10 protein-coding genes are annotated in these 26,975 nt (G+C 71.7%); 9 read left to right on the forward strand and 1 reads right to left on the reverse strand.

Annotated features, from left to right (window positions below):
- Nucleotides 1-36 precede the first annotated feature (36 nt).
- From ABGB21_RS28600 to ABGB21_RS28640, 9 genes are all read left to right on the forward strand, one after another.
- A complete protein-coding gene (locus ABGB21_RS28600) occupies nt 37-1,281 on the forward strand; it encodes an ABC transporter substrate-binding protein (protein ID WP_347680402.1) in 1,245 nt (414 codons plus the stop codon).
- 71 nt (nt 1,282-1,352) lie between these two features.
- Nucleotides 1,353-2,225: a branched-chain amino acid ABC transporter permease gene (locus ABGB21_RS28605; RefSeq protein ID WP_347680404.1), complete on the forward strand. Its 873-nt coding sequence runs from the start codon at nt 1,353-1,355 to the stop codon at nt 2,223-2,225.
- Entirely contained in the window at nt 2,222-3,274 is a 1,053-nt protein-coding gene (locus ABGB21_RS28610) for a branched-chain amino acid ABC transporter permease (protein ID WP_347655676.1), read from the forward strand. The genes ABGB21_RS28605 and ABGB21_RS28610 overlap by 4 nt, the downstream gene beginning before the upstream one ends.
- A 142-nt stretch (nt 3,275-3,416) precedes the next feature.
- Nucleotides 3,417-4,046, forward strand: coding sequence for a helix-turn-helix domain-containing protein (locus ABGB21_RS28615; RefSeq protein ID WP_347680406.1), 630 nt, complete (start codon nt 3,417-3,419; stop codon nt 4,044-4,046).
- Nucleotides 4,047-4,140: 94 nt separating this feature from the next.
- Nucleotides 4,141-4,878, forward strand: coding sequence for an SDR family oxidoreductase (locus ABGB21_RS28620; protein WP_347655678.1), 738 nt, complete (start codon nt 4,141-4,143; stop codon nt 4,876-4,878).
- Between the two features lie 194 nt (nt 4,879-5,072).
- On the forward strand, nt 5,073-6,755 hold the full coding sequence (locus tag ABGB21_RS28625; protein WP_347680408.1) for an RICIN domain-containing protein: 1,683 nt from the start codon (nt 5,073-5,075) through the stop codon (nt 6,753-6,755).
- Entirely contained in the window at nt 6,752-8,359 is a 1,608-nt protein-coding gene (locus ABGB21_RS28630; RefSeq protein WP_347680410.1) for a S8 family serine peptidase, read from the forward strand. The genes ABGB21_RS28625 and ABGB21_RS28630 overlap by 4 nt, the downstream gene beginning before the upstream one ends.
- Before the next feature lie 34 nt (nt 8,360-8,393).
- Nucleotides 8,394-11,006 (forward strand): right-handed parallel beta-helix repeat-containing protein, encoded by a 2,613-nt coding sequence (locus ABGB21_RS28635; RefSeq protein ID WP_347680412.1) that lies wholly within the window; start codon nt 8,394-8,396, stop codon nt 11,004-11,006.
- 32 nt (nt 11,007-11,038) lie between these two features.
- A complete protein-coding gene (locus tag ABGB21_RS28640) occupies nt 11,039-11,599 on the forward strand; it encodes a sigma-70 family RNA polymerase sigma factor (RefSeq protein ID WP_347655682.1) in 561 nt (186 codons plus the stop codon).
- A 31-nt stretch (nt 11,600-11,630) separates the two neighbouring features.
- Here the strand turns inward: ABGB21_RS28640 and ABGB21_RS28645 are convergent, their stop codons facing one another.
- A complete protein-coding gene (locus ABGB21_RS28645; protein WP_347680414.1) occupies nt 11,631-26,975 on the reverse strand; it encodes a hypothetical protein in 15,345 nt (5,114 codons plus the stop codon).

The following is a 26,975-nucleotide window of genomic DNA, read 5'->3' on the forward strand; positions in this document are numbered from 1 at the left end:
CGACACACCTGACACCACCACACGAGGAGAACCACCATGAAGAGCAAGCGGATCCGCGCCGGTGCCGCGGCCATCACCGGAATACTGCTCCTCGGCGCCTGCGGTCGCGGCGGTCCCGCAGGGTCGGACGGCGATTTCACCGACGGCAAACTGGTGCTCGCGGTGCTCAACGACCAGTCCGGCGTCTACAAGGACGCGTCCGGGCCCAACTCCGTCAAGGCGGTCAGGATGGCGGTGGCCGACTACCAGAAGAAGTACGGCGACCAGGCGGTCGTCGACGACATCGAGGTGACGTCGACCGACCACCAGAACAAGCCGGACATCGCCAACACCAAGGCGAAGGAGCTGTACGAGCGCGGCGGCGCGGACGTCATCCTCGACGTGCCGACCTCGTCCGCGGCGTTGGCCGTCGCCAACCAGGCGAAGAGCCACAAAAAGCTGTTCCTGGACGTCAGCGCGGCGACCACCGAACTGACCGGGGCCCAGTGCAACAAGTACACCTTCCAGTGGGCGTACAACACCTACATGCTGGCCAACGGCACCGGCACCACGGTCACCCGCAACGGTGACAGGAACTGGCACATCATCTACCCCGACTACCAGTTCGGCCAGGACATGACCAAGTCCTTCACCGAAGCGATCACGAAGGCGGGCGGCACGGTGCAGGGCACCATTCCGACGCCGTTCCCGAACGACAACTTCGCCACCTTCCTCACCAAGGCCGGCAGCACCAATCCCGACGTGATCGGGACGATGCAGGCGGGCGGTGACCTGATCAACGTGGTCAAGCAGTTCAACGAGTCGGGGTTGAAGGAGCGGGGCGTCGACCTGGCCGTCGGGTTGATGCTGATCACCGACATCCACTCCCTGGGCGTCGACCAGTTCGCCGGCACGCTGTTCACCGACGCCTGGTACTGGAACATGGACGCGCAGGCGCGGGCGTGGGCGGACCGGTTCCACGACGAGACCGGGACCCGCCCGACGTTCGAACATGCCGGCAACTACTCCGCGGCGCTGCAGTACCTGGAGGCGGTCCAGGAGGCCGGCACCGACAACGCCGACGCGGTCGTCGGCAAGCTCGAGGGCAAGAAGATCAACGACGTGTTCCTCCGCAACGGCGAGGTCCGCGCCAAGGACCACCTCGTCATCCACGACGCGTACCTGGCCCGGGTCAAGGAGCCGTCGGAGGTGAGGGAGCCCTGGGACTACGAGGAGATCGTGACCACCATTCCCGCGGCGGAGGCCTTCGCTCCGGCCGAGGCGTCCACCTGCTCGCTGTGACCGGAGTGGTCCGGTTTTCCAGGGCCCCGGGCGCCGCTGCGCGCCCCGGGGCGGCACCGGGAGGGGAACCCGTGAACGCAGTGCTGCAGTACGCCGTACAGGGGCTGGCGGCCGGCAGCTTCTACGCGCTGGCCGCCCTGGGCCTGGCGGTCATCTTCGGCGTCCTGGGCGTGGTGAACTTCGCCCACGGCGCGTTCTACATGCTCGGTGCGGTCACCACGGCCGTCCTGCTCGACACCCTCGATCTCACCCTGTGGTGGTCGCTGCTGGTGGTGCCGGTGCTGATGTTCGTCTTCGGCGTCGCGGTGGAGCGGCTGCTCGTCCGGTGGCTGCTCCGGCTCGACCCGCTCTACAACTTCCTGCTCACCTTCGGCCTCACGCTGGTTCTCGTCGAGCTCGTCAAGCAGAGGTACGGCGTCTCCGGGCTGCCGTACCGGGCTCCGGAGGCGCTACAGGGACGGGTCGACCTGGCCGGCGTCGTGCTGCCGCGCTACCAGCTCTTCGTCTTCCTGTTCTCCGTGGCGATCTGTGTGCTCGTCTGGCTGGTGATGACACGGACCAGGGTGGGCATGATCGTCCGGGCGTCGACGGAGAAGCCCGAACTCGCCCGCGCCCTGGGGATCAACGTCGGCCGCTGGGTGACGCCGGTCTTCGGCTTCGGTGTCGCGCTCGCCGGCCTGGCCGGCGTCCTCGCCGCGCCGTTCCGCGCGATCACCGCCGACATGGGCAACAACTTCGCGATCATCCTCTTCGCCGTCGTGGTCATCGGCGGGCTCGGTTCCATCGTCGGCGCCGTCGTCGCGGGTTTCCTGGTCGGCCTGGTGGAGGCGTTCGGCCAGGCCTACGCCCCGACGTTCGCACAGATCCTGATCTTCGTCCTGATGGCCCTGATCATCCTGGTCCGCCCCGCGGGGTTGTTCGGACGCAAGGAGGCGACGGCATGACGCAGTCCGTGGTTACCCCGGCCCCGGTCGCCGAGGCACCCCCGGCCGCCGCGACGGGCGCCCCGGGGCTGCGCTGGGTGCTGCTGGCCGCCGGCCTGGTGACTGCCCTGGCGCTGCCCTGGTTCGTCTATCCGCCGGTGGCGATGGACATCGTCGCGATGGCGCTGTTCGCGATCGCGCTGGACATCCTGCTCGGCTACACGGGCCTGCTGTCCTTCGGGCACGCGGCGTTCTGGGGCAGCTCGGCCTACGTGACGGGCCTGATCGCGACGCACTACGGGGTGCCGTTTCCGGTGGCCGTCGTCGGCGGCGCACTGTTCGCGATGGTCCTGGCCCTGCCCGCCGGTTACCTGTCGGTGCGCCGGTCCGGGATCTACTTCGCGATGGTGACCCTCGCCTTCGCGCAGCTGGTCTACTTCGTCGGGTACCAGTGGAGCGACCTGACCGGTGGCGAAAACGGGCTGCAGGGCGTACCTCGGGAGTTCTTCGGCATCGAGCCGGTGGAGACCGACTCGTTCTACTTCTACTACGCGGCCCTGCCGATCCTCCTGCTCGGCATGTGGGCGGCCTGGCGGATCGTGCACTCGCCGTTCGGACGGGTCCTGGTGTCGATCCGCGACAACACCCAGCGCGCCCGGGCGCTCGGCTACGAGGTGGAGAAGTACAAGGTCATCGCCTTCGTGCTCTCCGCTGGACTGACCGGCCTGGCCGGTGGGGTGTTCGCCATCAACCACGGTTTCGTCGCGCTCACCGAGCTGCACTGGAGCACCTCCGGCGAGGTCGTGCTGATGACGGTGCTGGGCGGCATCGGCACACTCTGGGGAGGAGTCCTGGGCGCCTTCCTGGCCGTGATGCTCGCCGACTACCTCGCCTCGTCCGGCTTCGACGGTATCGACCTGGTCACCGGCTCGGTCTTCGTCCTGGTGGTGCTGCTGTTCCGCCGTGGCCTCTGGGGTACCGTCCGTCACCGGTGGCTCACCTGGCAGCGGCGCCGTACGTCGCCGGGTCGGACGTCGGCCGGTGCCGACCCGTCGAGGCGAGGACCGTGAACCATCGCGGGCAGTCCCGAAGTTCGGCAAACCTCACGATGCGCGGTAACCGCACATCGCGCAACACCAGACCAGGAGAGGGCACCTGTCGGTGACGTCGCGGAGAATACTCGAGACCAAGTACCGGATCTCGGAGACGGCGATGGCCCTGTTTCTCGAGGAGGGGTACGCGAACGTCACCGTCGAGGCCGTCGCGGAGGCGTCGAGCGTGTCTCGCCGTACCGTTTTCCGGCACTTCGAGAGCAAGGACGAACTCGCGTTCCCGGACCACACCGAACGCATCGGACTTGTCGAGCGGTGCCTCGTCGAGTCCGCCGCCGGCACGGATCCGGTGGAGGCCGTCATCGCCGCCACGGAGGAGTCCCTGCGTGACTTCCTCAGTCGGCCCGAGCTTGTCCTCCGGCGGTACAAACTGACGCGCGTCGTCCCTGAGCTGCGAAAACGTGAGGTCATCGAGCACGAGCGGTACGTGGCGCTCACCCGTTCGTTCCTGCGCGACCACCTCCCGGCCGACGCTCCGCCCTTCCAGGCGACGGCCCTGGCGGCCCTCATCGACGCGATCCACCGGTCGGCGCTCGGGAACTGGGTACGCGGCGGCGGCACGACCGACGCCGTCGGCGAGTTGACGGCGGGCATGGACTGGGTCCGCGCCCTGATGGCCCACCAGTCGACGTTCTCCACCTCCCCGCTGCTCCTCGCGTTGCTTCCGGACACGCCGCAGACCCGCCGCGTCCTGACGTCGTTGCGGGACGCGGCGGAGGAGTTGCGCTAGCCGTCGCGGGGGTCGTGCGGCCGGTACCGGGCAGCGCGCCCGGGTCGGCACTCCCCGGCGGGATCACCACGAGAAGTGTGAGGAGGAGCGGACGTTGCCGAACCTGACGTTCGACTTCGCGGGCAGGACCGCGATCGTGACCGGAGCGGCGCGCGGACTCGGACTCGAGTTCGCCCGCCTCTTCCACAAGTCCGGGGCGACGGTGTTCCTGGTCGACGCCGACGCCGACGCGGTGTTGCTGGCGGCGGACGAGGTGGGCGCGGTCGGCGTGGCCTGTGACGTCACCAGCACCGAGGCCGTCGAGTCCCTGGTGGACCAGGTGGTCGCGGCGGCCGGCCGCTTGGACATCGTCGTCAACAACGCCGGCATTCTCCGGGACCGCCGACTGTGGAAGCTTTCGGACCAGGACTGGACCGAGGTGTTGGACGTCCACGTTGGCGGAACCTTCCGGCTGACCCGCGCCGCGGTGCCGGTGTTCCGGGCACAGGGGTACGGCCGGGTCATCAACGTGACGTCGTACACGGGACTGCGCGGCAACGTCGGGCAGGCGAACTACGGCGCGGCCAAGGCGGGGATCATCGGCTTCACCAAGACCGCGGCCAAGGAACTCGCGGCGTTCGGCGTCACCGTCAACGCCATCTCACCCAACGCCGAGACGCGGATGATCGGCTCGATTCCCGAGGAGAAGCGCCAGGAGCTCGCCGCGGCCATCCCACTCGGCCGGTTCGCGGCGCCCAGTGAGATCGCCGCGGCCACGGCCTTCCTCGCCTCCGAGGAGGCCGGATACATCACCGGGGTGGTCCTTCCCGTGGACGGCGGGATCTCGATCTGAGTCTGCGGGTCCGGGCGCCAGAATCATTTACCCAATATTCACGGTGATGTCTCTTTCGGTCGCCTGTGCTCCGTGCTGTCGGCATCTAGCTTGCAGTGAGTCCATTACGGACATTCCTGGGGAGGGTGTGGGGGCCGGTGCCGAGCAGAACGACCCGGATCAGCATGTCAGGAAGGACCGGCCACAGGCTGCTCGTGGGAACAGCCCTGGGGCTGGCCGCGATGGTCACACTGACCGCGTCCGTGGCCCCTCGCCCGGCCGACGCCGGGCAGCCGCTGCCCGGCGCCCGGGTCTCCGACGCCGATGTCCGGCTGCTGACCGAGGCGGCCACGGCGTGCCCCACCCTGACTCCGGCGCGGCTGGCCGGCCAGGTGATGGCCGCCTCCCGGTTCTCCGCCACCCCGGTCGAGGCGGTGCAGGCCGTCGGAGCGCAGGGCACCGCCGGGCTCGTGCCGACCGTGTGGCAGAAATGGGCGCCGTGGGACGGCGCGCGCCCAAGCGACCGGGAGGCCAGCGTCACCGCGCTCGCCCACCACATGTGCCAACTGGTCGGCCAGATCCGGGTGCTCAAGCTCGACGGCGACCGGTGGCAGCTGGCGCTGGCGGCGCACCGGGTCGGCGTGGAGCCGGTCGTCGAGGCCGGCGACGTGCCGACTGGCGCCCTCGAGTACGTCGACACCGTGGAACGGTACGCCATCTGGTATGCGTTGCAGCCGGCCTTCGGCGGCAGCGGTGACGCCGCGCCCGAGACCACCCCGCCGCTGGTGGCGGAGCGGGTCGCCGAAGCGGCGACGCCGCTGCCGGTGCCCGACGAGTACCTGCAACTGGTCCGGGCCGCTGGGGCCGTCTGCCCGCAGCTGCCGCCGGCCCGGGTAGCCGCCCAGCTGATGGCCACCTCCGCGTTCGACCCGCAGCGGCTCGGCCCGACCGGCGAGCAGGGCATCGCGCAGTTCCTGCCCCAGGTGTGGGTGTCCTACGTGCGGCCGTCGGCGGAGGCCTCGCCGTGGACGCCCGCTTCGGCGGTGCCGGCCCTCGGCGAGACGATGTGCGCGCTGTTGGAGGCCGTACCCGGCACCGGCGCGGACGACTACCCGCTTGCGCTGGCGGCGTTCCTGCGCGGTGACCCGACGATCCGTTCGCTGGCCGACGTGCCGGGCGGCGAACGGATCAGCGCACTGACGGAGCAGGTGGGCCGCTTCGAGGCCGAGTACGCCAAGGACCCGCGGCTGACCCCGCCCGCCGGCCCGGCGAAGAGCCCGACCGCCGAGCCTGAGCGGACCCCCGGTTCGACGACCGCGCCGGCCAGGCCGCCGTCGTCGAAGCCGACGAAAGCGAGCACCCCGGCGAGTTCCGACCAGCCACCGGTCAAGGCCAGGGACGTCGCCACGGACAACCGTTCGTACGGGCCGTACTTCATCTACAACCTCGCCACCGAGATGTGCCTGGACATTCCGGGGACCGGCCCGGGGCCGCGCGACGGGACGGTCCACCAGAACCTCTGCTATCCGCACACCCCCGACAACCAGGAGTACGCCTTCGTCCCGCGTCGGGTCGACGGCGCCGGCAACCAGTTGTACTGGATCCGCAGCGTCACCTCCCAGTACTGCCTTGACCTGCCCGGCACCGGCTCGGTCTCGCCGGGGACGGGGGTGTACGAGACCGGCTGCTTCGACGACGAGAACCAGTACTGGCGGCTGCAGCCGACGGTCAAGTCCGGCAAGGGCCAGTTCTACCGGGTCATCAACACCGCCGCGAACCTCTGCCTGGACGTCACCGGCGGATACGGGACCGGTGGACTGGAGGCCAGGATCGAGGTGTTCGGCTGCCGGGCCAACGACGACCACGACTGGGCGCTGATCCGAAGGGCCAACTGGTGACCGGGCCACTGGCGCGGGTGGCCCTGACCGGGCTGGCGGCGCTCACCGCGGTGACGGCGGCCAGCACGCTCGCGGTGACCGGGTTCCCGGCCACCCGGGCCGCCCAGGCCGCGCCGGCTGGTCCGGAGGTCGAGCCCTACGTCCTCTACTACACGGTGCCGGCGTCGTACCAGGGTAAGCCGGAGACCCTCTGGACCATCGCCGCCCGGTTCCTCGGCGATGCCGAACGGGCCGGCGAGATCCTGGAACTCAACACCGGGCGGCGACAGCCGGACGGTGGCCGACTGACCGATCCCGGGCGGCTGAAAGAGGGCTGGCACCTCGTGCTGCCCTGGGACGCGATCGGCGCCGGCCTGCGGCACGGGGTGCTGCCCGGTACGACGGTTGCGCCGTCCAGCCCGGCCACGGCGGCCGACCCGGGTGGCGGACCCGGGCGGGGCGAGGTGCCCCTCGCCCCCGCAGGTCCGCAACCGGGCGCCGGCCGGCCGACGGGTTCCGGCTCCCCGGTCTCCGACCGCTCCCGCTGCCGGCCGACCACTGTCGCCACCCCACCGGCCACCTCGACCTGGGGCCAACGCCTGGTGGCTCCGGAGCGGGTGTGGCGGACCACCACCGGTGCCGGCGTCCGGGTGGCGGTCATCGACTCAGGTGTGGCGGCGGGTCGGCCGGAACTCGGCGACCGGCTCGGACGGGGCGCGGACATCGTCTCCGGCAACGGCCTGGGCGACACCGACTGCGTCGGCTCGGGTACCGCACTGGCGGGCATCGTCGCCGCCGACGACGGGGCCGGCGGCAAACAGGTCGGGGTGGCGCCGAAGGCCGTGATCATTCCGGTGCGGCTGGTGGACCGGGGCGTCGCGGCGAGCCCACCGGCGGCCGTGACCGCCGTCCAGGTCGCGGTGGCCACCGGGGCGAAGGTGATCCTGCTCGGCGCGTCCGTCGACGTCACCGACCGCACGGTCCGCTCGGCGGTCGACGAGGCGATCGGCCGGGGTGTACTCGTGGTGGCGCCGGTCCCGACCGGGAAGTCCACCGTGGCCCCGGCGGAGGGCCTGCTCCGCGTCGGGGGCCTCCGTCGCGACCAGCGGCCGACCAGCGACTATCCGGACGGATCGGTGGACCTGCTCGCGCCGGCAACCGGTGTCCGCAGCATCGGAGCGGCCGGTACCGGGTCCTACGTCGGCACCGGTACGGAGTACGCCGCCGCCTTCGTCGCGGGCGCGGCAGCCCTGGTCCGCTCCGCCCACCCGGGACTCTCCGCAGGACAGATCGGCCGGCAGCTCGTCAGCACCGCCGCCCGGGGAGCCGACGCCGGTCAGGGGAGCGTCGGGCGGCTCGACCCGTACGCCGCGGTGACCGGCCCGCTGCTCGACGGCGGGCGGCCCGGCACGGTCGTCGATCGGAGCGGGCGGAGCCAGCCGGTCTCCTGGCCGGCGGTGCTGGCGGTGCTCGCCGCGATCGGGGCGCTGCTCGCGGCCGGGTGGCTCTGGGGCCGCTACCGGGCGGCACGCGCGCGGCGTCGGTTGGCCGTGGAACAGGCCGACGACCCGTTCGCCGGCCGCCCCGATGACGCGGACCACCTGGTACGCAGCGGGCAGCCGTGAGCACCGGACCGACGGTGCCCGCGGGGGGCGGCTGATGGTACGGGGCGTACTCGGGGGCCGACGGGCCGGCGCCGGTTCGGACGTCGTCCGGGTGTCACCCGGACAACGAGGTGCCGCGCAGAGCATCGCGGCCGGGCTGCGCGCGGCCTCGGACGGGCAGACCGTGCTGGTGGCGCCGGGTCTCTACCACGAGGAACTGCTCGTCGACAGCGCGGTGCGGTTGCGGGCCGAGCGGGGGCCGGGCAGCGTGTCGCTGGTGCCGCGCACCCCGGTGCGGATCACCGCCGCGGCGACCCTGGCCGACCTGACGCTGGCCGGTACCGACCCCGCGGAGCCGCTGCTGCGGATCGAGGACGGCGGCGCCGAACTCGTCGGCTGCGGCCTGCACGGCGGCCGGGTCGAGGTCACCGGACAGGCCCGCCCGGTGCTGCGCGACTGTCGGTTGACCGGTGCCCGGCTCGCCGGCCTGTACGCCACCGGCGACGCCGTCGTCCTGGTCGAGCGCTGTGTCGTCACCGACGTCGACGGCATCGGCGTGGTGGCCGGCGAGTCGGCGCAGGCCACGCTGCGCGACACCTGGATCGGCCCGGTCACCGGCTCCGGCGTACGGGCACGCGGTAGCGCCCGGTTCGAGCTGGCCGGCGGCACGGTCGTCGGGGCCGGCCGCAACGGGATCCTCGCCGAGGAGTCGGCGTCGGTCACCGGGCGGGACGTCGCGGTCTCCGGCAGCGGCGGCGACTCGGTCTTCGCCTCCGGTACCGCGATCGTGGACCTGACCGGCTGCCGGCTGACCGCGCCGGCCGCCGCGGGCGTCGTCGCCGCCGACCGGGCGCAGCTGGTGCTGACCCGCTGCGACGTGGACCGGGCGGGCGCGACCGGCCTGGTGTGCCGGGACGAGGCCGAGGTCAGCCTCGTCGCCGGATCGGTGCGCGGCTGCGCCGGCAACGGGGTCCTCGTCACCGACCAGGGCACGGTGACGCTCACCGACACCGTACTCGGGGACTCGACCTACAGCGTGCTGCACGTCGGCGGCGCCGGCCGGCTGACCGCCACCGGCGTCTGGCTGGGGCCGTCGGCGGAGCACGGGCTGCACGCCATCGGGGCTGGCCACGCCGAACTGGTCGGGGCCCGGGTGCACGGCTGCGGGCTGGCCGGGGTGAGTACCGCCGACAGCGCCGAGGTGACGGCCACCGGCACGGTGCTGGCAGCGAACCGCAACGGGGTGGTCGTGGGCGCGGACCGACCAGCCCGGCTGACCGGGTGCGTGGTCGACGCCAGCGGCCGGGCCGGGGTGCAGGTCGGCGTCGGCGCCACCGTCGAGCTGACCGACTGCCGGATCGACCGTGCCGGCACCGCCGGGATCGTCTTCGAGCAGGACAGCGGGGGCGTCGTCGACCGGTGTGCGGTGCGCGACGCCGAGGGCTCCGGCATCGTCGTGTGGACCGGGGCGAAACCGCGGGTGACGGCCACGTCGTGCACGGCCGGGGCGAAGAACGCGCTGTTCGTCGCCGAGGGCGGCGGCGGCCGGTACGTCGACTGTGTGTTCACCGCCAGCGCGTACCCGGCGATCCACGTCGGTGCCGGGGCGACGCCGGCCGTCGTCCGCGCCCGGATCCGGGACACCGAACTCGATGTCGACGTGGACCCGCAGGCCAAGCCGGTCTTCGAGGAGATCCGGCTGACCGGGGTGACCAGGTCGTTGCTGCCGCCGACCGCGCTCGCCGCCGGCGGCCACCCCGGTGATCCGACGGCAGCGGGTGCCGCCGCGCTGGCCGGCACCCCGCCGGCCGCGACCGGCGCGACGGCCGAGGTGGCCGTACCCACCGAGGCCGACCTGCCGGAACTGCTGGCCGAGCTGGACTCGCTGGTCGGCCTCGACCGGGTCAAGCAGGACGTGCAGGCCCAGATCAAACTCATGCGGACGGTGCGCCGCCGGCAGGAGGCCGGGCTGGCGTCGCCGCCGCTGAGCCGGCACCTGGTCTTCGCCGGCAACCCCGGCACCGGCAAGACCACCGTCGCCCGGCTCTACGGCCGGCTGCTCGCCGCGTTGGGCATGCTGGAACGTGGCCATCTCGTCGAGGCCGACCGGACCAGCATGGTCGGCGAGTACGTCGGGCACACCGGACCCCGTACCCAGGCCGTCTTCCGGCGGGCGCTCGGCGGCGTGCTCTTCATCGACGAGGCCTACTCGCTGGTCCCGCCCGGGCACACCAACGACTTCGGGCAGGAAGCCATCGCCACCCTGGTCAAGCTGATGGAGGACCACCGGGACGACGTGGTGGTGATCGTGGCCGGGTACCCGCTGGAGATGGGCCGCTTCGTCGCGTCGAACCCGGGTCTGGCCTCGCGATTCTCCCGGACGTTGACCTTCGAGGACTACGGGCCCACCGAGTTGACCGACATCGTCGAGGTTCAGTGCCGGCAGCACGAGTACCAGCTCGCCGACGATGCGCGGGCCGCCGTACACGCCCTCTTCGCCGGGATGGACCACGGCCACGGCTTCGGCAACGGTCGCGCCGCGCGGCAGGTCTTCCAGCGGATGACCGAACACCAGGCGCAGCGGGTGGCCGACCTCGCCGACCCGTCGACGGACGACCTGCTGCGGCTGACCGCGTCCGACGTGCCCGCCGCCGCCTCGGTTGCCTGAGGCGGTCCGTCCGGCCAGAGATGAGGTATCCGATGACGACCCTCGAGTGTGATCCTCAGCCGCCCCAGACCGACCTGGCCACCTGGTACGAGCGGGTGCTGGTGCCGCAGAGCCGCCCCGCGCTGCACCGGTACGTCCGGCGCCTGGTGCCCGGCGACCCGCACCGCGCCGAGGATCTGGTCCAGGAGACACTGCTGCGGGCCTGGCGCAACCTGGCCTCGGTGGCCAGCGCCCGGTCGCCGCAGGCCTGGCTCTCCCGGGTCGCCCACAACCTCTGCGTCGACCAGGCCCGGCGGACGGCGGCCCGCCCCGCCGAGGTCGCCGAGGACGTCACGGCCACGGTCTGGGAGCCGGCGGACAGCCTGTACGACGCCGCCCTGGACCGGGCCGTGTTGGGGCCGGCGCTGCGCAGCCTCTCGGCGGTGCACCGTGAGGCCCTGCTCCTGGTCTACTACCAGGACCGTACGCACCGTGAGGTGGCCGGGCTGCTCGGCGTACCGCCGGGCACGGTCAAGTCACGCACCCACAACGCCACCCGTGAGTTGCAGCGGGCGTTGGGTCGGCGCGGCGTGACCGGCAGCGCTCCGAACTGACCCCGCCGGGATGGCAGGCCCGGCCACCGGTTCAGTCGGCCGACGGTTCCGGGGTCGTCTCGGTGAACGGGACCGGGCTTCCGTCGGGGCGTACCGGATCACCCAGGACGACGCGCCAGCCAAGCCGCTCGTTGAGGTCCGCGAGATCATCCAGGAGGAGGTAGAAGGCGTTCCGGGTGATCGGCGTGTCGGTGACCGGCACCAGTCGTACCTGGACACCTCGGCCCCCGTCCGGCGTGAGCCGGGCGCGGGCCTGGTCTCCGAGGAGCGCCAGCAGCGCGGTGGGAACCTGGTCGGCGGTGTCGACCGGAGTGCTGCCGGGCGGCACCGGCTGTAGCTGGGGGCCGGCCGGGTACACCAGCACCAGATCGCCGTCGGCCGATATCGGCGCCACCTGCGGGCCGAGGCCGGCGGTGGCCCAGACACCGGCGTCGAGCCGCGCGAGCCCGTCGAGGGCGAGGCGGATCCGTGCCGCGTCCGCCTGGTTGGCGGCGGTCAGCGCAGTCATCGTGACGCCCGGCTCCCGCAACCGGTCCAACACCTGGATGAGCCGCACCGGAAGGTCGGCGGCCCAGGTGTCCACGTTGACGCCGTCGATCCAGGAGAGCAGGTCGGCCGCTGCCGTCGGTCCTGAGGGCAGGGGCCCGTCGGGCTCCAGCAGCCGCAGCGCGCGGTAGGCCGCGGTGAGTCGGCGGGGACCGAAACCACCGATCCCGTACGCCCGCGCGGCCAGGTAGCCGGCGGCGAGCAGGTTCCGCAGGGCGTCCGGGTCGGTGGAGCCGATCTTGCTGGCCAGCGCGGTCAGCGCGTCGAGGAGCACCGCGACGTCCCGTTCGGTCGGCGTCACGTCGGTCGCGTCGAGCAACGCGTCGATCAGGTGGTGCACGGTGAACGAGAGGTCCTGGCCCGGCACGACCCCGAGCGGTGGGTACGGGGTGGGGAAGGAGTACTCGTAGGCGGCGAGGGGGTCCTGTTCGCCGGTGACCAGTCGGGCCAGCTCGGCGTCCTGCTCGGTGACGGCGTGCACGAGGTTGCCGTCGAGCCGTACCGGCGGTGGCGGCTGTGTTTCGGGTCGGTGCACCCGGGCGATCGGGTCGTCCGGGGTGCCCTCCTGACCGGCCAGCATCCGGGCCAGCCACATGCCGTTCTGCCAGGCCGGCCAGGGGGTGTCCCGGGATGGCACCCCGACGACCACCCGCGGGTCGCCGTCCTCGATCACCGGTGTCGCGTCCTTCGGCCCCACCCAGACCCGGTCGCCCACCGACGTGGCCTGCCAGTCCTCGCCGAAGACCGCCCACCGGCCACGGCCGAGGTTGTTCAGGTCGCTTGCCGGGGTGGCGAGCTGCGGGTACTGCGGCGTGTGGTGCACGGTGACGTACCGGGCGAACGCCGGCAGCGTCGCGGTGTGCAACCGGCTGTACGACACGAACTGGTCGGACAGCTCCACCCCGGGCGGTTCGATCAGGTGTGGCGCCAGCGCGAGCTGCTGCTCCGGACCGAGCAGCCGGGACAGCTCCAGCGCCCTGGCCGCGCTGATCGGGGCGGGGACGACCAGTTCCACCAGCGCGCGATCGGGTAACCGCGTGCTCAACTGGTTGAGCACCTGGTCGGCCCGAGCCGGGTCGGGAAGCTCGATGACGAGCAGCGGCCGGTCCGGGTGCGCGAATCGCCGGGGCGGTTCGGTGGCCGCCCCCGTCGGGCGGAGGACACCTCCGGCCCGACCCAGGGCGACCACCTCGTAGCCGTCCGGTGGCGCCACCGCAGTGACGGGCGTACCGCTCCAGTCGCGTACCGAGCCCAGTGACGTGTACCGCAGCTGGGTCAGGAACGCCTGCATCTCGGCCGGCTGGGTGTTGTAACGCAGGGGCGCGATCTGGTTCTGCAGATCCAGCAGTTGCAGGCCGCGTCGCAGCCGGTCGAGAACCCGGGGTGCAAACCCGTAGATCCGCTCGGCGGCCGACAGTCGTTGCTGCGCGTCGCGGGTCAGCAGCTTGAACTGGACGAAGAGATCGTTGAGTTGACGGGCGGCGGGGTCCATGTGGCTGTCCCACACCTGTTGCATCGCCGGATATCTCGGATCGTCGGGCAGCCGCCGATCCCACAGTTCCCGCTGGACGTCCGGTTGACCGGTGACCATGCCGGCCGTCGCCGGATCGCCGGACCGGGTGGCCAGCAGCTGGGCGATCACCGCGAACTGTTCGAGATGTGCCAGTTCATGCACCAGGCACGTGATGACTTCGTCCACCGGACGGTCCGTCGCGAGTTCCATGATCCAGTGCTGGAGGCGGAAGGCGCCCTCGAGGCCGGCGCGGGCTCCGACGATCGCTCGAACCGGTGGGGCTTCAAGGGCCCTGGTGATGAAGCCGGCGATGTCCCACCAGACTTCGGCCGCGAGCTGTCCCTGGCCGTCGGTCTTCGTGGCGATCAGCTGCCGCACCTCGTCGTGCAGCTTCGCCAGGTGCGCCGATCCGGCGGAGCGGAGTATCCGGTAGTCCGGCCCGGGCGGCGGGATGTGCCCCATCAGTGCGGTGGGCGCCGTCGGGTCCGTTGCCGTCGGGTCCGTTGCCGTCGGGTCCGTTGCCGTCGGGTCCGTTGCTGTGGTCGTGGCTGTGGCGGTCGTGGCTGCCGTCGCCGTCGCTGTCGTGGTCGCCGTCTGGACGTTCGGCGCAGGCGCGGCGGTGCTCAGGTCAGCGGTGGCGGTCGTGGCTGGGCCAGCAGGCATGGCCTGCTGCGTCGCCAGGTCGGCGAGCATGGTGTCGCGGTCGGCAGTCAGGCCGTTGGCGAGGATCTCGGCCGCCGTCGGATCGGTGCCCTCGGCCTGCAGACGCTGTGCCGTGAACGCCACCCACCGCGCGCGCAGGTCCTCCGCTGGTGGGGCGGTGGTGGTGGCCTCGGTGGGTTTGGTGGTGTCGGCCGGGGGTTGCTGTTGGGTGGGGGCGGTTCGGGTGGTTGGTGCTGGTGGTGGGGCGGTGGTGTGTTTGTACGGCCGGGCTTCGACGGGTACGCCCATTTGTTCGCTGAGTCTCGTGGCGACACCGTCGAGCCAGCGTTTGACGTCGACGGGGTCGAGTCCGGGGCGGATTTTTTCGCTCATGTAGCGGCCGGACTTGTCGTCGACGACCCATCGGTCGGTTTCCGGGTCGCGGTGCAGCTCGCCGCTGATCCGTCCCTTACCCACGTAGGCGCGGCCGTCGGTGTCGAAGCGTACGCCGATGGTGGGGTGCCCCTGTTGGTTGATGCTGTTCCTGAGTTGGTCGAGGGTGAGGTCGGGGTTTTTGGTGTGCATGGCGACGTGGAGGTCGTCGAGTTGCTTGGCGGAGACGACGGTGAGGATCTCCTCGCTGCCGATCATGATGCCGTCCGACTCGGTGACGACGTAGTGCCAGTGGGCGTCGGGGCGGCCCGCGTAGATCTCGGGGGTGAAGTCGGACAGTGGCATCCAGGCGGGGTTGACGCGCATCTGCTGGGTTCGCAGCGCGTCTCCGCTGATGGTCTTTCCGTCGGCGGGTCCGGGCGGATCGATCTCGAACGGTTTGGCGCCCTTCGGATCGACGGCAGGACCTCTGGTGTGGTCCAACTCGGCCACCGGCTGCTCGCTCGGTGGTGCCGACTCCACCGGCGGGGGTTGTTGGTTGACCATCGCCTGGTAGTGGTCGCTGCGGCGGTACACGTCGAACAGGGGCGCGTCCTCGCGGCCGAGCATCTGGGTGTGAACGGGTGCGTGGATGCGTACCCGGGCGTCCAACGTGGCGGCCAACAGCCCCGCGAAGGCCTCGCCGACCGGGTCCTGCCAGCGGTCCGGCCAGCGTTGGACCGCCTCGGTGAGGGCGGAGAACTCGCTGGCGTCGGCCGGCCGGAGCGGGTTGAGCAGGTGCGTCATGAGCTGGTCCCGCAGCGTCTCGTCGGAGAGTGCCCGCAGGCCGACGGGATGACCGCTGGCGGTGAGGTAGTCGAACATGGCCCGCATCGAGAGTGCCTCGTTTGCCAGGTCGCGGGGCGGCGAACCGTCCGGCGTGGGTTTGAGCGGCACCCGGCTCTCCGCGTGGGCGCGGGCCACCGCCGGATCCCACCCGGCGGCGACCAGGTCGGCGGTTCGCTGGTTGAGGTAGAGCTGGCGCATGTGCAGGGCCGGTAGCAGACCGGGGTCGCGCAGCCTCGTGATGCCCGCCTCCTGTAGCCGGCCCAGCAGGGTGTCGCGGTCCATCGCATCCACCTCGGCACGCAACTGCAACACCCGGTTGTTCCGGTACCCCTCCAGTGCTGCCGTTGGCACGCCGTCCGGGCCCACCGTGCGCAGGTGTTGCTCGACCAGGCGGCGCAGCAGCTCTGCGGCCTCACCGAGCTGGGTGGTCGGCGGCACCAGCCCAGGCGCCTGGGCAGCCCAGGCGGTGATCTGGGCGCGGACCGCCTCGGGGTTGCCGAGCCACGCGTGCAGGGCCGGCGTGCCGAGTCCTGCGGCGGCCAGCCTAGCGCTCACCAGCTCAGGTGCGCTGCCGACGGCGGCGTAGAGCTGACAGAGCCCACCACCCGGCGTCGGCAGCACCTGCGACGTCCCGGTCGACAACGTGGGCACTGTGCTGGTGCCTTGTTGGACCGGTGGTGCGGTGGTGGTGTGTGGTGTTGGCTTGGTGGTTTGTTCCTGAATGTGCTTGGCGAGGTTCGCCGCGTCGGTGTCCGTCGCGCCCTCGGCCACGCCGAGGTAGCGGTGCCGAAAGTCGTCGAGCAGTTGGTGGTGCCGTTGCAGCAGGTCCCACCAGGCCTGCCCGGCCTGATCCCACTCCTGGTGCAACCCGGGCAGTTCGGCCTCGGCGGCGACGCGTTCGGTGCTGCCCTCCGGGATCGCGTACGCGTCGTAGCGGGCCTGGTCGAGCCGGTCGGCGGCGGAGACGAAACGCTCCGCCGCCGTGGCCAGCTTCGCCTCGTGATCGACGATCTCGTCGAACGCGGCCACCCGGCCGGGCGAGTCCTTGGCTATCGCCGTGGTGTCCTTCGGGATGTGCAGCGCCGTCCGCGCGTCGTGCAGGCCCATCCGCAACGACACGTTCACCAGTTCGTCCGGCTGGCTGGCGTTCGTCACCGTCCTGGCTGGCCGCAGCGAGTACGACAGCGAGACGGTGACCTCGACCCGGCTCAGGTAGTCGACGGCGGCCGAGCGGCTCTCCGGCTTGACGTTGCCCATGTCTCCGGTGGCGTTGCTGCCGCTCTCGGCGGCGGCCTGGGTGTCACCGGCGGCGACGCCGGGCCCACCGGCCTCCAACGCCTGGTACGGGTCGTCGGCGAAGCCCCGCCCGATCAGTGGGATGCGGGGGATCCGCAGGTTCTGGGTCACCACGCTGGTGCCGGTGCTGTAGCCACCGCTCTGCTGCGGCGCGTGTTCGCGGAAGACGCCGGAGCTGACGCCGCCGAGCGACGCACTCTCGGGCCGCAGCCTGATGGTGATCGCGGCCTTCTGCCCGAAGATCTGGGCGCTGACCGCCGGCGGCAGGTCGAAACCCCCAGCGGTGATCAGCTTTGACATACCGGGAAGCAGGATCTCCGGGGTGAGGCTCTGGTGGATCTGGTGCGCCCCCGCGTACCCCGTCGTCCCCAGCCGTTTGGCGGAGTCGCTCAGCAGGCTCGCGACGACGCGTTGCACCTTCGCAACCTGGCTGAGGTCCTCGGCGCTGAAGCGCGGCGGCAGCGGCATTCCGTTGACCGTCCGCCAGCCGGGTGCCAACGTCTCCGGCGGGACGATCCGGTAGGGCGTGGGCCGGTCCGCCGGTGTGGACCGCGGCGGCCGGAGGTCGTCGGCCCACCTGTCCTGGACCACCTTGTCGTGTACGACCAGCAGGTCGCCGTCGACGCGCTCGCCCTTGTCGAAGATGGCCAGGGTGTACTTGACGCGCGTCTCCAGCTTGGCCTTGACGCCCCGACCGGAGCTCAGGTTCGTGTCGACCGTGGTGAACCCGTCGTTCTGCGCGTTCAGTACCTGCGACACCCGCCCGACGGTGTCTCCCATGCCGACCGCGAGGTTCTCACCGTGGTGGTTGGAGACGCCGGTGCCGGCGACCCCGGCGGTCACGGTACCGCCGTGCATCCGCTGCCTGGTGACGCCCTGCTCGCTGGTGTGGGTGGTCTTGATGTCCAGGTCGTTGTGGTCGGCGACGAACCCGAGGACCTTCGGTTCGCCGATGGGCTCGGCGAGCAGACGTACGTCCCGGGAGTGTTGTGTCATCCGGCCGGGCTTCGTGTGCAGCACCGAGACCCCGCCGTCGACCATCGCGGGCCAGTGCTGCGCCTGTCCCTCGCGGGTGAACAGGTAGAGCAGGCGGCGGCGGTTCAGCATCGGGTCGTCGAGCCCGGGGCCGGAGAGCGAGTCGGAGACCTTGCCGATCGACCGGTTCACGATCCGGCCCTGCACCGCGTCGAGGAGGCTCTTGACCATTCCCCGGTCCGGGCCGAGCTTGGCGGCCTCGGCCCGGAGCACGGCGGTCATCGGCTCGGTCAGGGTCGGGGTCTCGTCGAAGGTGTAGAGGCCCAGACCGGGGCTGCGCCCGGGCGGCAGGCCCAGGGCCGGCGGCACCGCCGGCAGCCACGGTGCCCCGATCATGCCGGGGTCCCCGGCCAGCTTCGACAGCAGGCCGAGCTTGACCATGGTTGCGGCGGACAGCCGCAGGAATATCGCGTTGGTGATGGTGCCGTGCCGGGCCACCGACTTGTGGTGGTGCAGCCACTCGCCGGTGCGCAGCGACTGCGGGATGGCCGCGTACCGGTCCGGGTCGGTGGTGATCTCCGCGGCCACCGACACCCGCATGTCGAAGACCACCAGGAAGGACCGCTGCCTGCCCTTGCGGTTGTTGGCGTTGCGTTCGATCGCGCCGCTGACGCTCTCGGTGTTCCGCGTGGCTCCGGCGTAGAGCACCTTCTCGTAGCTGACCGGGAAGACGGCACCACCGCCGTGGGTGGTCTCGTTGCTGGTCCCGGCGCGGCGGACGTTCGCCGAGAAGTTGGCCCGCAGCGCGAGCTGCTTCTCGACGGTCTTCGCGGCATCGATCTCCACCGACCCCACCGAGGCGGACTCGTTGGTGATGGTGGCGTACGCCGGCAGCACCGTCGGATTGGTCAACGCGACCGCGATGGCCAGGTCGGTGGCCGCGCCGTCCTCGGCGGAGGTGAGCCGGTCCACGTGCCACACGCCGTCGAGCATCGAGGCGAGGCCGTGGATCTGGCGCGACTCGCCCAGCCGGTCGATGATGTTGGCCCAGACCGGCATTCCCTCGGCCAACCCGTCGACGCCGCGTAGGCCGCCCAACTTGGTACGGGAGACCGTGTCGGGGTATTCCTGGGCGGCTCGGAGGGCGTCGTCGGCGAGTACGACGATGGCGCTGCTACCCGGGAAGTCCTCTACCGACAGCCACCGGTTGACGGTCGACTTCGGCCCCGCGTCGACCCACTCACGCAGCGCGGTCGGCTCGAGCTGGGTCCGCCGCGCGATCGCCAGCGGATCGGGCCGCGGCGTCATCGTGGTCGGCAGGTTGATCGGTTGGGCCAGCACCGAGGCGTTGTCGAACTGCACGGTGACCGGGCGGGTCTGGACCAGCCGGAATCGGGTGAACTCCTTTCCGTTGACCAGGGCCGCCGGCTCGCGGGTGGCTTTCACCACCCGGGTGGCCGAGTCGGTGACCGGCCGGGGGGAGCGCTGGTGCATCACCCGACCGAACCTGACGCGGGACTTCGGGTCCGGACCGAGGCGCTTCGTGTACGCGTACACCTGCACGGTGATCCGAAGGTCGTTGCCGAAGGCCTGGGAGTCCGGCGTACCGCCGCTGAGCCGGCTCTCCTGGCCGCCGAGCTGCGCGCCGCTCTGCCGGTCGAACCGACCACGCAGTTCCACCGCGCCTCCGGGTACGAACGCGCCAGCCGTGCTCCCGGTCAGCCGGAACACGCCGCCGCCCTCGAACGCCACGGCACCTCGCCACTGGCTGCCAGCGCTGATCTTCTCCTGGAAGGTGTCGGCGTGGGTGGTCCGCACCGCGTCGCCCCGGCTGGTGCCGAGGTGCCGGAAGGCATCGGTGTAGCTGGCCGTGACGTGCACGACAACGTGCCGGGTGCCGAACTTCTTGGTACGACTGAGCTTGGCGATCAGGCCGGTCTTGAGCAGACTGCTGCGGCCCTGACGCAACCCGGCCGCGGACAGCACCCGGTCCAGCGCGTCCTGGTTGGCCTGCCGTTCGATCGCCGCGCGGCTGGTGGCCATCCGGCCGACCTTGCCGGACGTGCCGAACCTGGGCAGGAAGCCGCCCTCGATGTTCCGGATCAGCCCGGTCACGTCCAGGTAGAGCTGCTGGAACCCGCTGAGTCCGTAGGTCACGGACCGTCCGCCGCCGAGCGCGTACGGCGGCACGTACCACTGCCTCGGGGAGGGGACGAGCACGCTGCTGTCGCTGAGCAGTTGGGCCACCCGGGCCGCCGGCAGGTGACCGAGCACCACCACATCGACGGTGATCGGTTCGACCGTGCCCTCGCCGAACAACCGGCTGCCCGGCACCTCGCGTAGCCCGGCATTGACGGTGACCCGGAAGTGCGCCTCCACCAGGACATTGGCAATGTCCTTGAACTCGGTGCCGATCCGGGACGTGCCGCCCTGGGTGGCGGAGGCGGTCATCGAGCGCAGGAAGCCCCAGAAGAGCCGCGCCTGCACGTATCCGGGGCCGAACGCCCAGCGGGCGGGGATCAGGGAGAGACCGGTGCCGACCCGGCTCGAGTGGGACAGCTTCGTCGTTTCGCTCTGCCCCGGCTGCCAGCGGAAGGAGGTCTTGGCGACGTCGGCCAGGATGGACAGCTTCGGCATGGTCGCGGTGAGTTCCAGCGACAGCGCGTGCGCGCCGTGCGTGCTGGTGATCGTCGGTGGGTGGACCACCGTGTCCAGGGCCGGCATGAGGTTGCCGATCATGGAAGGCTCCTCGAACAGGCTGCGGGCCTGTCCTGCCCCCAGCGTGCCCGGCCCGACGGTCTTGGTGGGCCGGAGCAGGACGAGTGCGTCCTCGACCACGTCGTTCCAGGTACCGACCGGGTCGGTGCCGTGGGCGAGACCGATGCCGGCGCGCAGAATGCGTACCGGCGTGAAGTTCTCCACCAGCATCGACGTGTGCCTGCTCGGGTCGACCGTGAGCCAGTCGGGTTCGCGGGGTCCGGCGTTGGCGATGTCGTCGACAGTCCGGAACGTCACGTCGGCCGGAACGGACTCGCCGAGAGTCCGTACGGCCGCCTTCGGGCCGGTGAGCGGAGCGGTCGGGTCTGTCACGACGACCCCGAAACTGACCGGCGCGGACACCAGGTGAGAACCGGACCCGCTGCGTACGTTGTGCGAGTCGGTCAGCTTGACGCCGTCCTCGAGCGACTCCAGCGGCCGGGAGAGGGCGAGGTCGACGGCGCCGCCGGCACCGTAGCCGACCCGCTGGGGGAACATCGTGCCGGCGCCGAGCGAACCGGAGCCGCCGGTGGTGGCGGCATGCTTGACCCCGGCGGACTGGTCACTGCGGGTGTCGAACTTCGCGTTGTCCACGGACTGGTCGATGACCTGGGCCGCGGCCGGCGACCAGGTCGGCGCGACGGTGACCCGGTGCCAACCGAACAGCCCGTCCCGAACGGAGAAACTGCGTCCACCGGTGACGAAGAAGGACTTCGGATCATCGCGTAGCGCCTGCCCGATCTCGCCGGTCTGCACCGAGAGGTTGGACAGCCCCGGCACCAGCGGCAGGTTCTCCGCCACCCGGGTGCGTACCGCGTCGGCGACGCTCTGCTCGACGCCGCGAATCAGGCTGTCGAGGTCGTCGATGGAGTCGGGTGTGTACAGCAGGTCGGGCCGGGTTTTGTAGAGGCCGGGCAACGGGCTGTCGACCGTCGTCGTCGCTTCCAGGACCGTCATCTGGATGGTCTCACCCGGCGCGGTCACCGTGATCGTGGGTGTCGTGCCGCTTCCGATGACGGTCGGTAGCGGGGCCGGCGCGGTGGCCGACGGCGTCGACACCGTCCCGGCCGGGGCGGGCACCGTGGCTTCGCCGGTGGTGACCGGGGGAGCGATGTCCAGGCCGGAGGCCCAGAACTCCTCGGCGACGTTGCCGGCGAGCGCTGCCGGCACCGGACGCGGTGCGGTGGAACCCGAGAAGTACGGCGACAGCACCTCGGCGATCTGGCGGAGCGCCCGAGGAGTCAGCACAAAATCCTCGACGTCGTGCGGGTGGCTGCCCATCAGGTCGCCGTGCTCTGCCTGGTGGGTGCTGCGCAGCAGGGCGTTCGAGGGTGAGCCGGTGTCCGTCACGCCGAGTTGGTGCACGATCTCGTGGGCGTACTTGGCGGGCGACGCGCCGGCCGCCCAGGTCTGCTGGGACATCTGGGCGCCGGCAGGGGCAACCGTGATGACGCCCCGCGCATGGACCGGGTCGTCGAAGTCCACGGTCACCCGGATCGGGACATCCCACCCGGGCAGCTGTTGCCGGGGCGCGTTGACGTAGCGCCGCAACCCTTCGACGGTGCGGGCTTTCACCTCGGCGATTTCCTGCGCCGTGACGCCGGGCGCGGCGTCGAGGCGCAGCTTCAGCTCGAAGTGCATGTCCTGCTCGGTGACGGTGAGTCGATAGCCGACGCCGACCCGCTCGCCGCTGGCCGGCGGTCGGGTGACCTTTGGTGGCTGGCCGCCGGTGGTCGGTGGTTCGATGCGGAACGCGTCCTTCAGCGGCCTCCACCGCTCGGTGTCCACCTCGACCACCCGGGTCGGGCCGCCGGGTCTGCCGTCGCCGAGCAGGTCACGCGGCGGCATTGTCATCTTCTCGGCGGGCGGCGCGGTGGCCGCGTCGTCGGCAGGGCGGCGGGGCGCCGGTAGTTCGAGAACCTCGCCGCCGCCGGTCGGTGTCGGCCGTACCGAGGGGCCGTCCGCCGGTTTCGCCGAGGTCGGCCGCGTCACGGTGGGCCGGTCGACCGGCGTGGTCCCGGTCGGGGAGTCCGCCGGTTTCGTGACCGGCGACGTCGCCGCCGGTTTTGTCGGCGACTGGGTGTCCGCCGGTCCGGTGACAGTCGTCGTGTCCGACCTGGACGCACCGGGGCGGGTCGACGCGGACGGGTCGGTCCGGGCCGGTGCGGTGCCGGCGGAGTCGGTGCGGGTCGTCGGCAGGTCGCGGGGCACGCTCGGCAGCTGATCGAGCTGGTGGCTGATCGTCGGGTCCCCGGCCCGCGGCCCGGACGTCGGTAGGTTGTCGGCGGCCCGCCCGGGTACCGACGCGCCGTCCGGTCCCCGCAGCTGCGCCAACCGGTCCCCGAGGGTGGTGTGCCGCGCCGCGGTCGTGTCCCGCAGGCTCTCAGACAGACCGCCGAGTGCCTCGTCGAGCCGGGAGTCGAGCGGGCGGAGATGGTCGGGGGAGGTGAGCGCCGCGTTGATCTGGGCGGTGCTGTCCAGCCGGTGCTCGTCCAACCGGGTGACGTACCGGGACAGCACATCGTCGACGGCGGCCGGATTGTCGCCGGCCCGGGTGAGCGCGTCCTGCCAACTCCGGTACTCGTCGGCGGAGAGCGGACCGCTGCCGCCCCGCAGCTCCGCGAGGCGGGCCTCCCGCTCCAGGGCCGCGACGCGCGCCTCGTACCGGGCCAACACGTCCGCGTCGGCGGCTGCGTCGCCGGCCCGGGCGAACTCGGCGTTCCACCCGGCACGCTCGGCCGCCGGCATGCCGATCAACTCGTCCCGATGGGTGCGCAGGGCGTCGAGCCGGTCGGTCAGGTCGTCGAGCGCGCCGGGCGGCAGCGTCGGTGCGTCGGGCAGCTGGGGGAGCGGCCCATCGGGGCCGTCGGCGCCGCGCAGGCCGGCGAAGCGTAGCTCCAGCTCCAGACCGGCGAGTCGCGGGTCGGGAACACGGTCGCCACGGAGCACGTCGAGCCGGGCCAGCAATCCGTCCAGGTCGCCCGCGGACCCGGCTCCGTCGGAGGCACGGCCGGGAGTGACATCGGGTACGACCTGGTCGTTCAGCTTCTGCTCGGCCAGCTTGCCGGCGAGGCCGTTCTCGTAGGCGTTGAGCAGCCGGTGCAGTTCGTCGGTGTGCCCGGCCGCGGTCGCGCGCTCGATGTCGATGGCGTGGCGCAACCAGGTCGACTTGTCCATGCCCAGCTGCGCTGCGCGGTGGTGCCCGGCGTCGACATGCGCCCGGTACGAGTCGAGCCGCTGGAACAGTGCCTGTCGGTCGATCCGGTCGTGCAGCGTGTTCAGTCCTCGGGCCGCGTCGCCGTGCCGCCCCTGCTCGATCGCGGTACGGACCTCGGTGCTGAGCACCCTCAGTTCCTGCTCGGGTAGCTTGACACCGCGGGCGTCGGCGGTGAGTTCGGTCAACCGTCGGCTGAGTGCCTCCGGGCCTGGAGTGGCCGCCGGGTCGGTCCGCGGCACGCTGGGCAGGTCGAGCACTCCGTCGCCGCCGATGCCCCCCTCCGTTCGCCCTGGCGTACCCACCTGGTCAGGGGTTTCCGACCGACCCGGGATGTCGGCGCGCGGTGTGGCCGGTGCCCCGGCGTCGTCGAACCGCCCCGGCCCGGCGCCGGAGGAGACCTCCTCGGCGCGGACGTCGGCCAACTGCGTTTCCAGGTCGGTGAGGCGTTCGGCGGCGGTGGCCCGGGCGGTGGCCTCCATCGGGGAGATGGACGGGACGTCCGGGAACATCGCCGGATCGACCGGGCGGTTCTCGGCCGCCCCGCCCGGACGGAGCTGGTTGAGGCGGTGTTCCCACTCCAGTTGGCGGGCTGCGGGGGCGGATACGTCGGTGCCGCGTAGTCCGGCCAGCCGGCTCTCCAGTTCGGCGATGCTGGTGCCGGGCTGGTGGGTGGGCACCGCAGGCAGGTCGGCGAGGTCGGCCGAGGTCGACGGGCGCAGCTGCGCGAACCGGGCCTCCAGCTCCAGCGCGGCCAGGTCGGCGCGGGGGGCGTCGGGTCCGCGCAGGTTGTCCAAGCGGATCTGCAGAGCCCGTATCGCTTCGTCCGCCGCCGCAGCGGGACTGGCCGCCGCAAGGTCGGGGGCCGTCGCTGCCTTGGCCGCCGCGAGGTCTGGCGCGACCACACCGGTCGGGTGGGTCGGTGGGGGGTCGACACTGAGGGAGAGTTCCCGGGCTTCGATTTTGAGCCCACTCTCGGCCCGACGCACCAGCGCCTCGGCGACTCGGACGTCCTTCTCGGCGCGGGCCACCGCCAGCGCGTCCCCGGAGGCGTTGGCCAGCGCGTGATGTGCCTGCTTCAGCTGTGCGAGCGCGTGCAGGTGACTGAGCTGCTGCGGTGACGGGCCGCCGACCGACTCCACGCGGGGCGGTGCGGGCACCGAAAGATCACGGCTCAGACCGGTGGGCGCGGTGGACGACGGCGGATCCAACCGGGTCAGGGCGGTGAGTGCGCTCGGTTTCGGCCCGTCGAGCAGATTCAGTGCCTGGTGGACGGTGGTCGGGTCGGCGATCTTACCGAGCTGCGTGGGTGCCGGTGCGACGACGTCCGGCCCTGCGGCGCTCGTCGGCGCCGGCTGGGAGACGGAGACCGACGGCGCGGACGTAAGGGTGGGGGTGGGGGTGGCCAGGGGGGCGGCGCCGAACGCCTTCTCCGGGGCCCCCAGGTTGAACGCCACCCCGGTCTCCGAGACCCGGACCGCACTGACCTCACCCATGTGCAGGTTGCGCAGCTCGGCATGACCGAAGTTCGCCAGCCCGTCCACGCCGCCGACGGTCCGCTGCAGCGTGGTGCTGAGGTTGCCGATCTGCATGTTCGGCAGGGTCACCGAGCCGGGCATGCCCACTGTGGGCATGGTGACCTGGTTCAGTGCCGCCGTCGGGTTGCCTGTCGGTACGTCGAGCCGAGCGAGCGCGCCGAGGTCGACCGCGTGCGCGGCACCGCGCAGCCCCGCCAGGTCGTGCGCGCCGAGCACACCACGCGTCGCGGACAGGTCGATACCGCGGGCCGAGAAGCTGAGTTCCGGCATCGACGGCGCACCGATCAGTGGTTTCTCGACCAGGTCGGGCAGGTGCAGCCCGCCCGGGCTGAAGTTGATTCCGCCGGCGGGCGGCGGGCTCCCGGGCTTGACGACATTCACCGTGGTGAGGCCGTCGGCGAGCCGGACGCCACCGCCGAGCGCGGCCAGTCCGTCGAATCGGGTCATCCCGAGCCCGCGACCCAGCACGCCGAGTTTGAACGCCCCGGAAACGCCGACGGCGCCGATCTCGTGACCGGCCAGCGGCAGGAAGATCCGCAGCCACTTCCAGCCGCCGAACTCCCGCACCATCAGGTTGCCGAACCTGACGGCGTTGGCGGCGACGAACCGGCCGGCGTCGACCGTCAGACCGGCGAGTCTGGTCAGGCCCTGATTGGCGATGTTGCCCAGCCTGGTGACCGCCGTCGGAACGGTGACCAGGGTGAACTTCTCCAGAGTCACGAACCCCCGGACGGCCAGGCCATCGAGGGAACCGACGATCCGCGGGATCGACAGCACGCCGACCTTCACCGAGTTGGCCACGGTGACGCCGAGGTCCCCGATGCCGCGCATGATGCCGCTGATGCTCAGCGTCGACACGGTCCGCCAGAAGTCGTTGATGCCGGTCCGGGCCAGGGTGAAGCTGTTTCGGCTGATCTGGGTGATGCTGCGCCAGGCGCTGCCGGCCAGCTTGGTCAGGTCGCCGAGGGCGATCAGTGGCCGGGTACTGGGGCCGAGCAGACCGAGCAGGCCGAGCGCCAGACCCAGTGCGTTCGTCTTGCCCGTCGCGAAGTCCAGGGTCGCCTTCACCGCCAGGGCGGCGTTCATCGCGAAGGCGAGCAGGCCGAGCGGCCCGCCGACGAAGATGGCGACCACGGTGATGACGAGGGTCAGCCAGGTGAAGATCTCCCAGAAGATCTCGCAGGCGGACTTGGGCGTCACCGGGGACCTGATGTGTCCGGTGGCGTCGAGAATGGCCTGCCGGGCCGTACCCGCCGCGGTTGTCACGTCCGCCGCGGCGTTCTCCGCCTCCGTCCTGAGGGCTTTGATTCGTTCCTCGTCGTCGCCGGCCCCGGCCGCTTCACTCAGTGCCCGGTCCGCCTTGGCCTGCGCCTCGCGCAACGCCTCGGCGTACGTGCGGATGGCCGGCCCGGCGGCGGAGAAGGCGGTACGGACCCCGGCGATGAAGCCGCTCATCTCCTTGCTGACCTGCTCGCGCAGCCAGTCCGCGGTTTTGCCGACGAACGCACCCTCACCGCTCTGCCGCAACACCGCGGCGAGCCCGTCGTCGGCGGTCTGGGCATGGCCGGCCATGACGTCCAGGTAGCCGGCGACCCGCAGCAGCACGTCCGGATCGCCGGGTGTGGGGTCACCGGACAGCGTGAGTGCCGACCAGTCACCGGGCCGTACCGCCAC

Source organism: Plantactinospora sp. B24E8 (assembly GCF_039871735.1).
In the GTDB taxonomy this organism is placed as follows: domain Bacteria; phylum Actinomycetota; class Actinomycetes; order Mycobacteriales; family Micromonosporaceae; genus Plantactinospora.

Bases quoted from the DNA above. Each gene is read 5' to 3' on its own strand.
- ABGB21_RS28600 (WP_347680402.1), top strand. From the start codon at position 37: ATGAAGAGCAAGCGGATCCGCGCCGGTGCCGCGGCCATCACCGGAATA.
- ABGB21_RS28610 (WP_347655676.1), top strand. From the start codon at position 2,222: ATGACGCAGTCCGTGGTTACCCCGGCCCCGGTCGCCGAGGCACCCCCG.
- ABGB21_RS28615 (WP_347680406.1), top strand. From the start codon at position 3,417: ATGGCCCTGTTTCTCGAGGAGGGGTACGCGAACGTCACCGTCGAGGCC.
- ABGB21_RS28635 (WP_347680412.1), top strand. From the start codon at position 8,394: ATGGTACGGGGCGTACTCGGGGGCCGACGGGCCGGCGCCGGTTCGGAC.
- ABGB21_RS28640 (WP_347655682.1), top strand. From the start codon at position 11,039: ATGACGACCCTCGAGTGTGATCCTCAGCCGCCCCAGACCGACCTGGCC.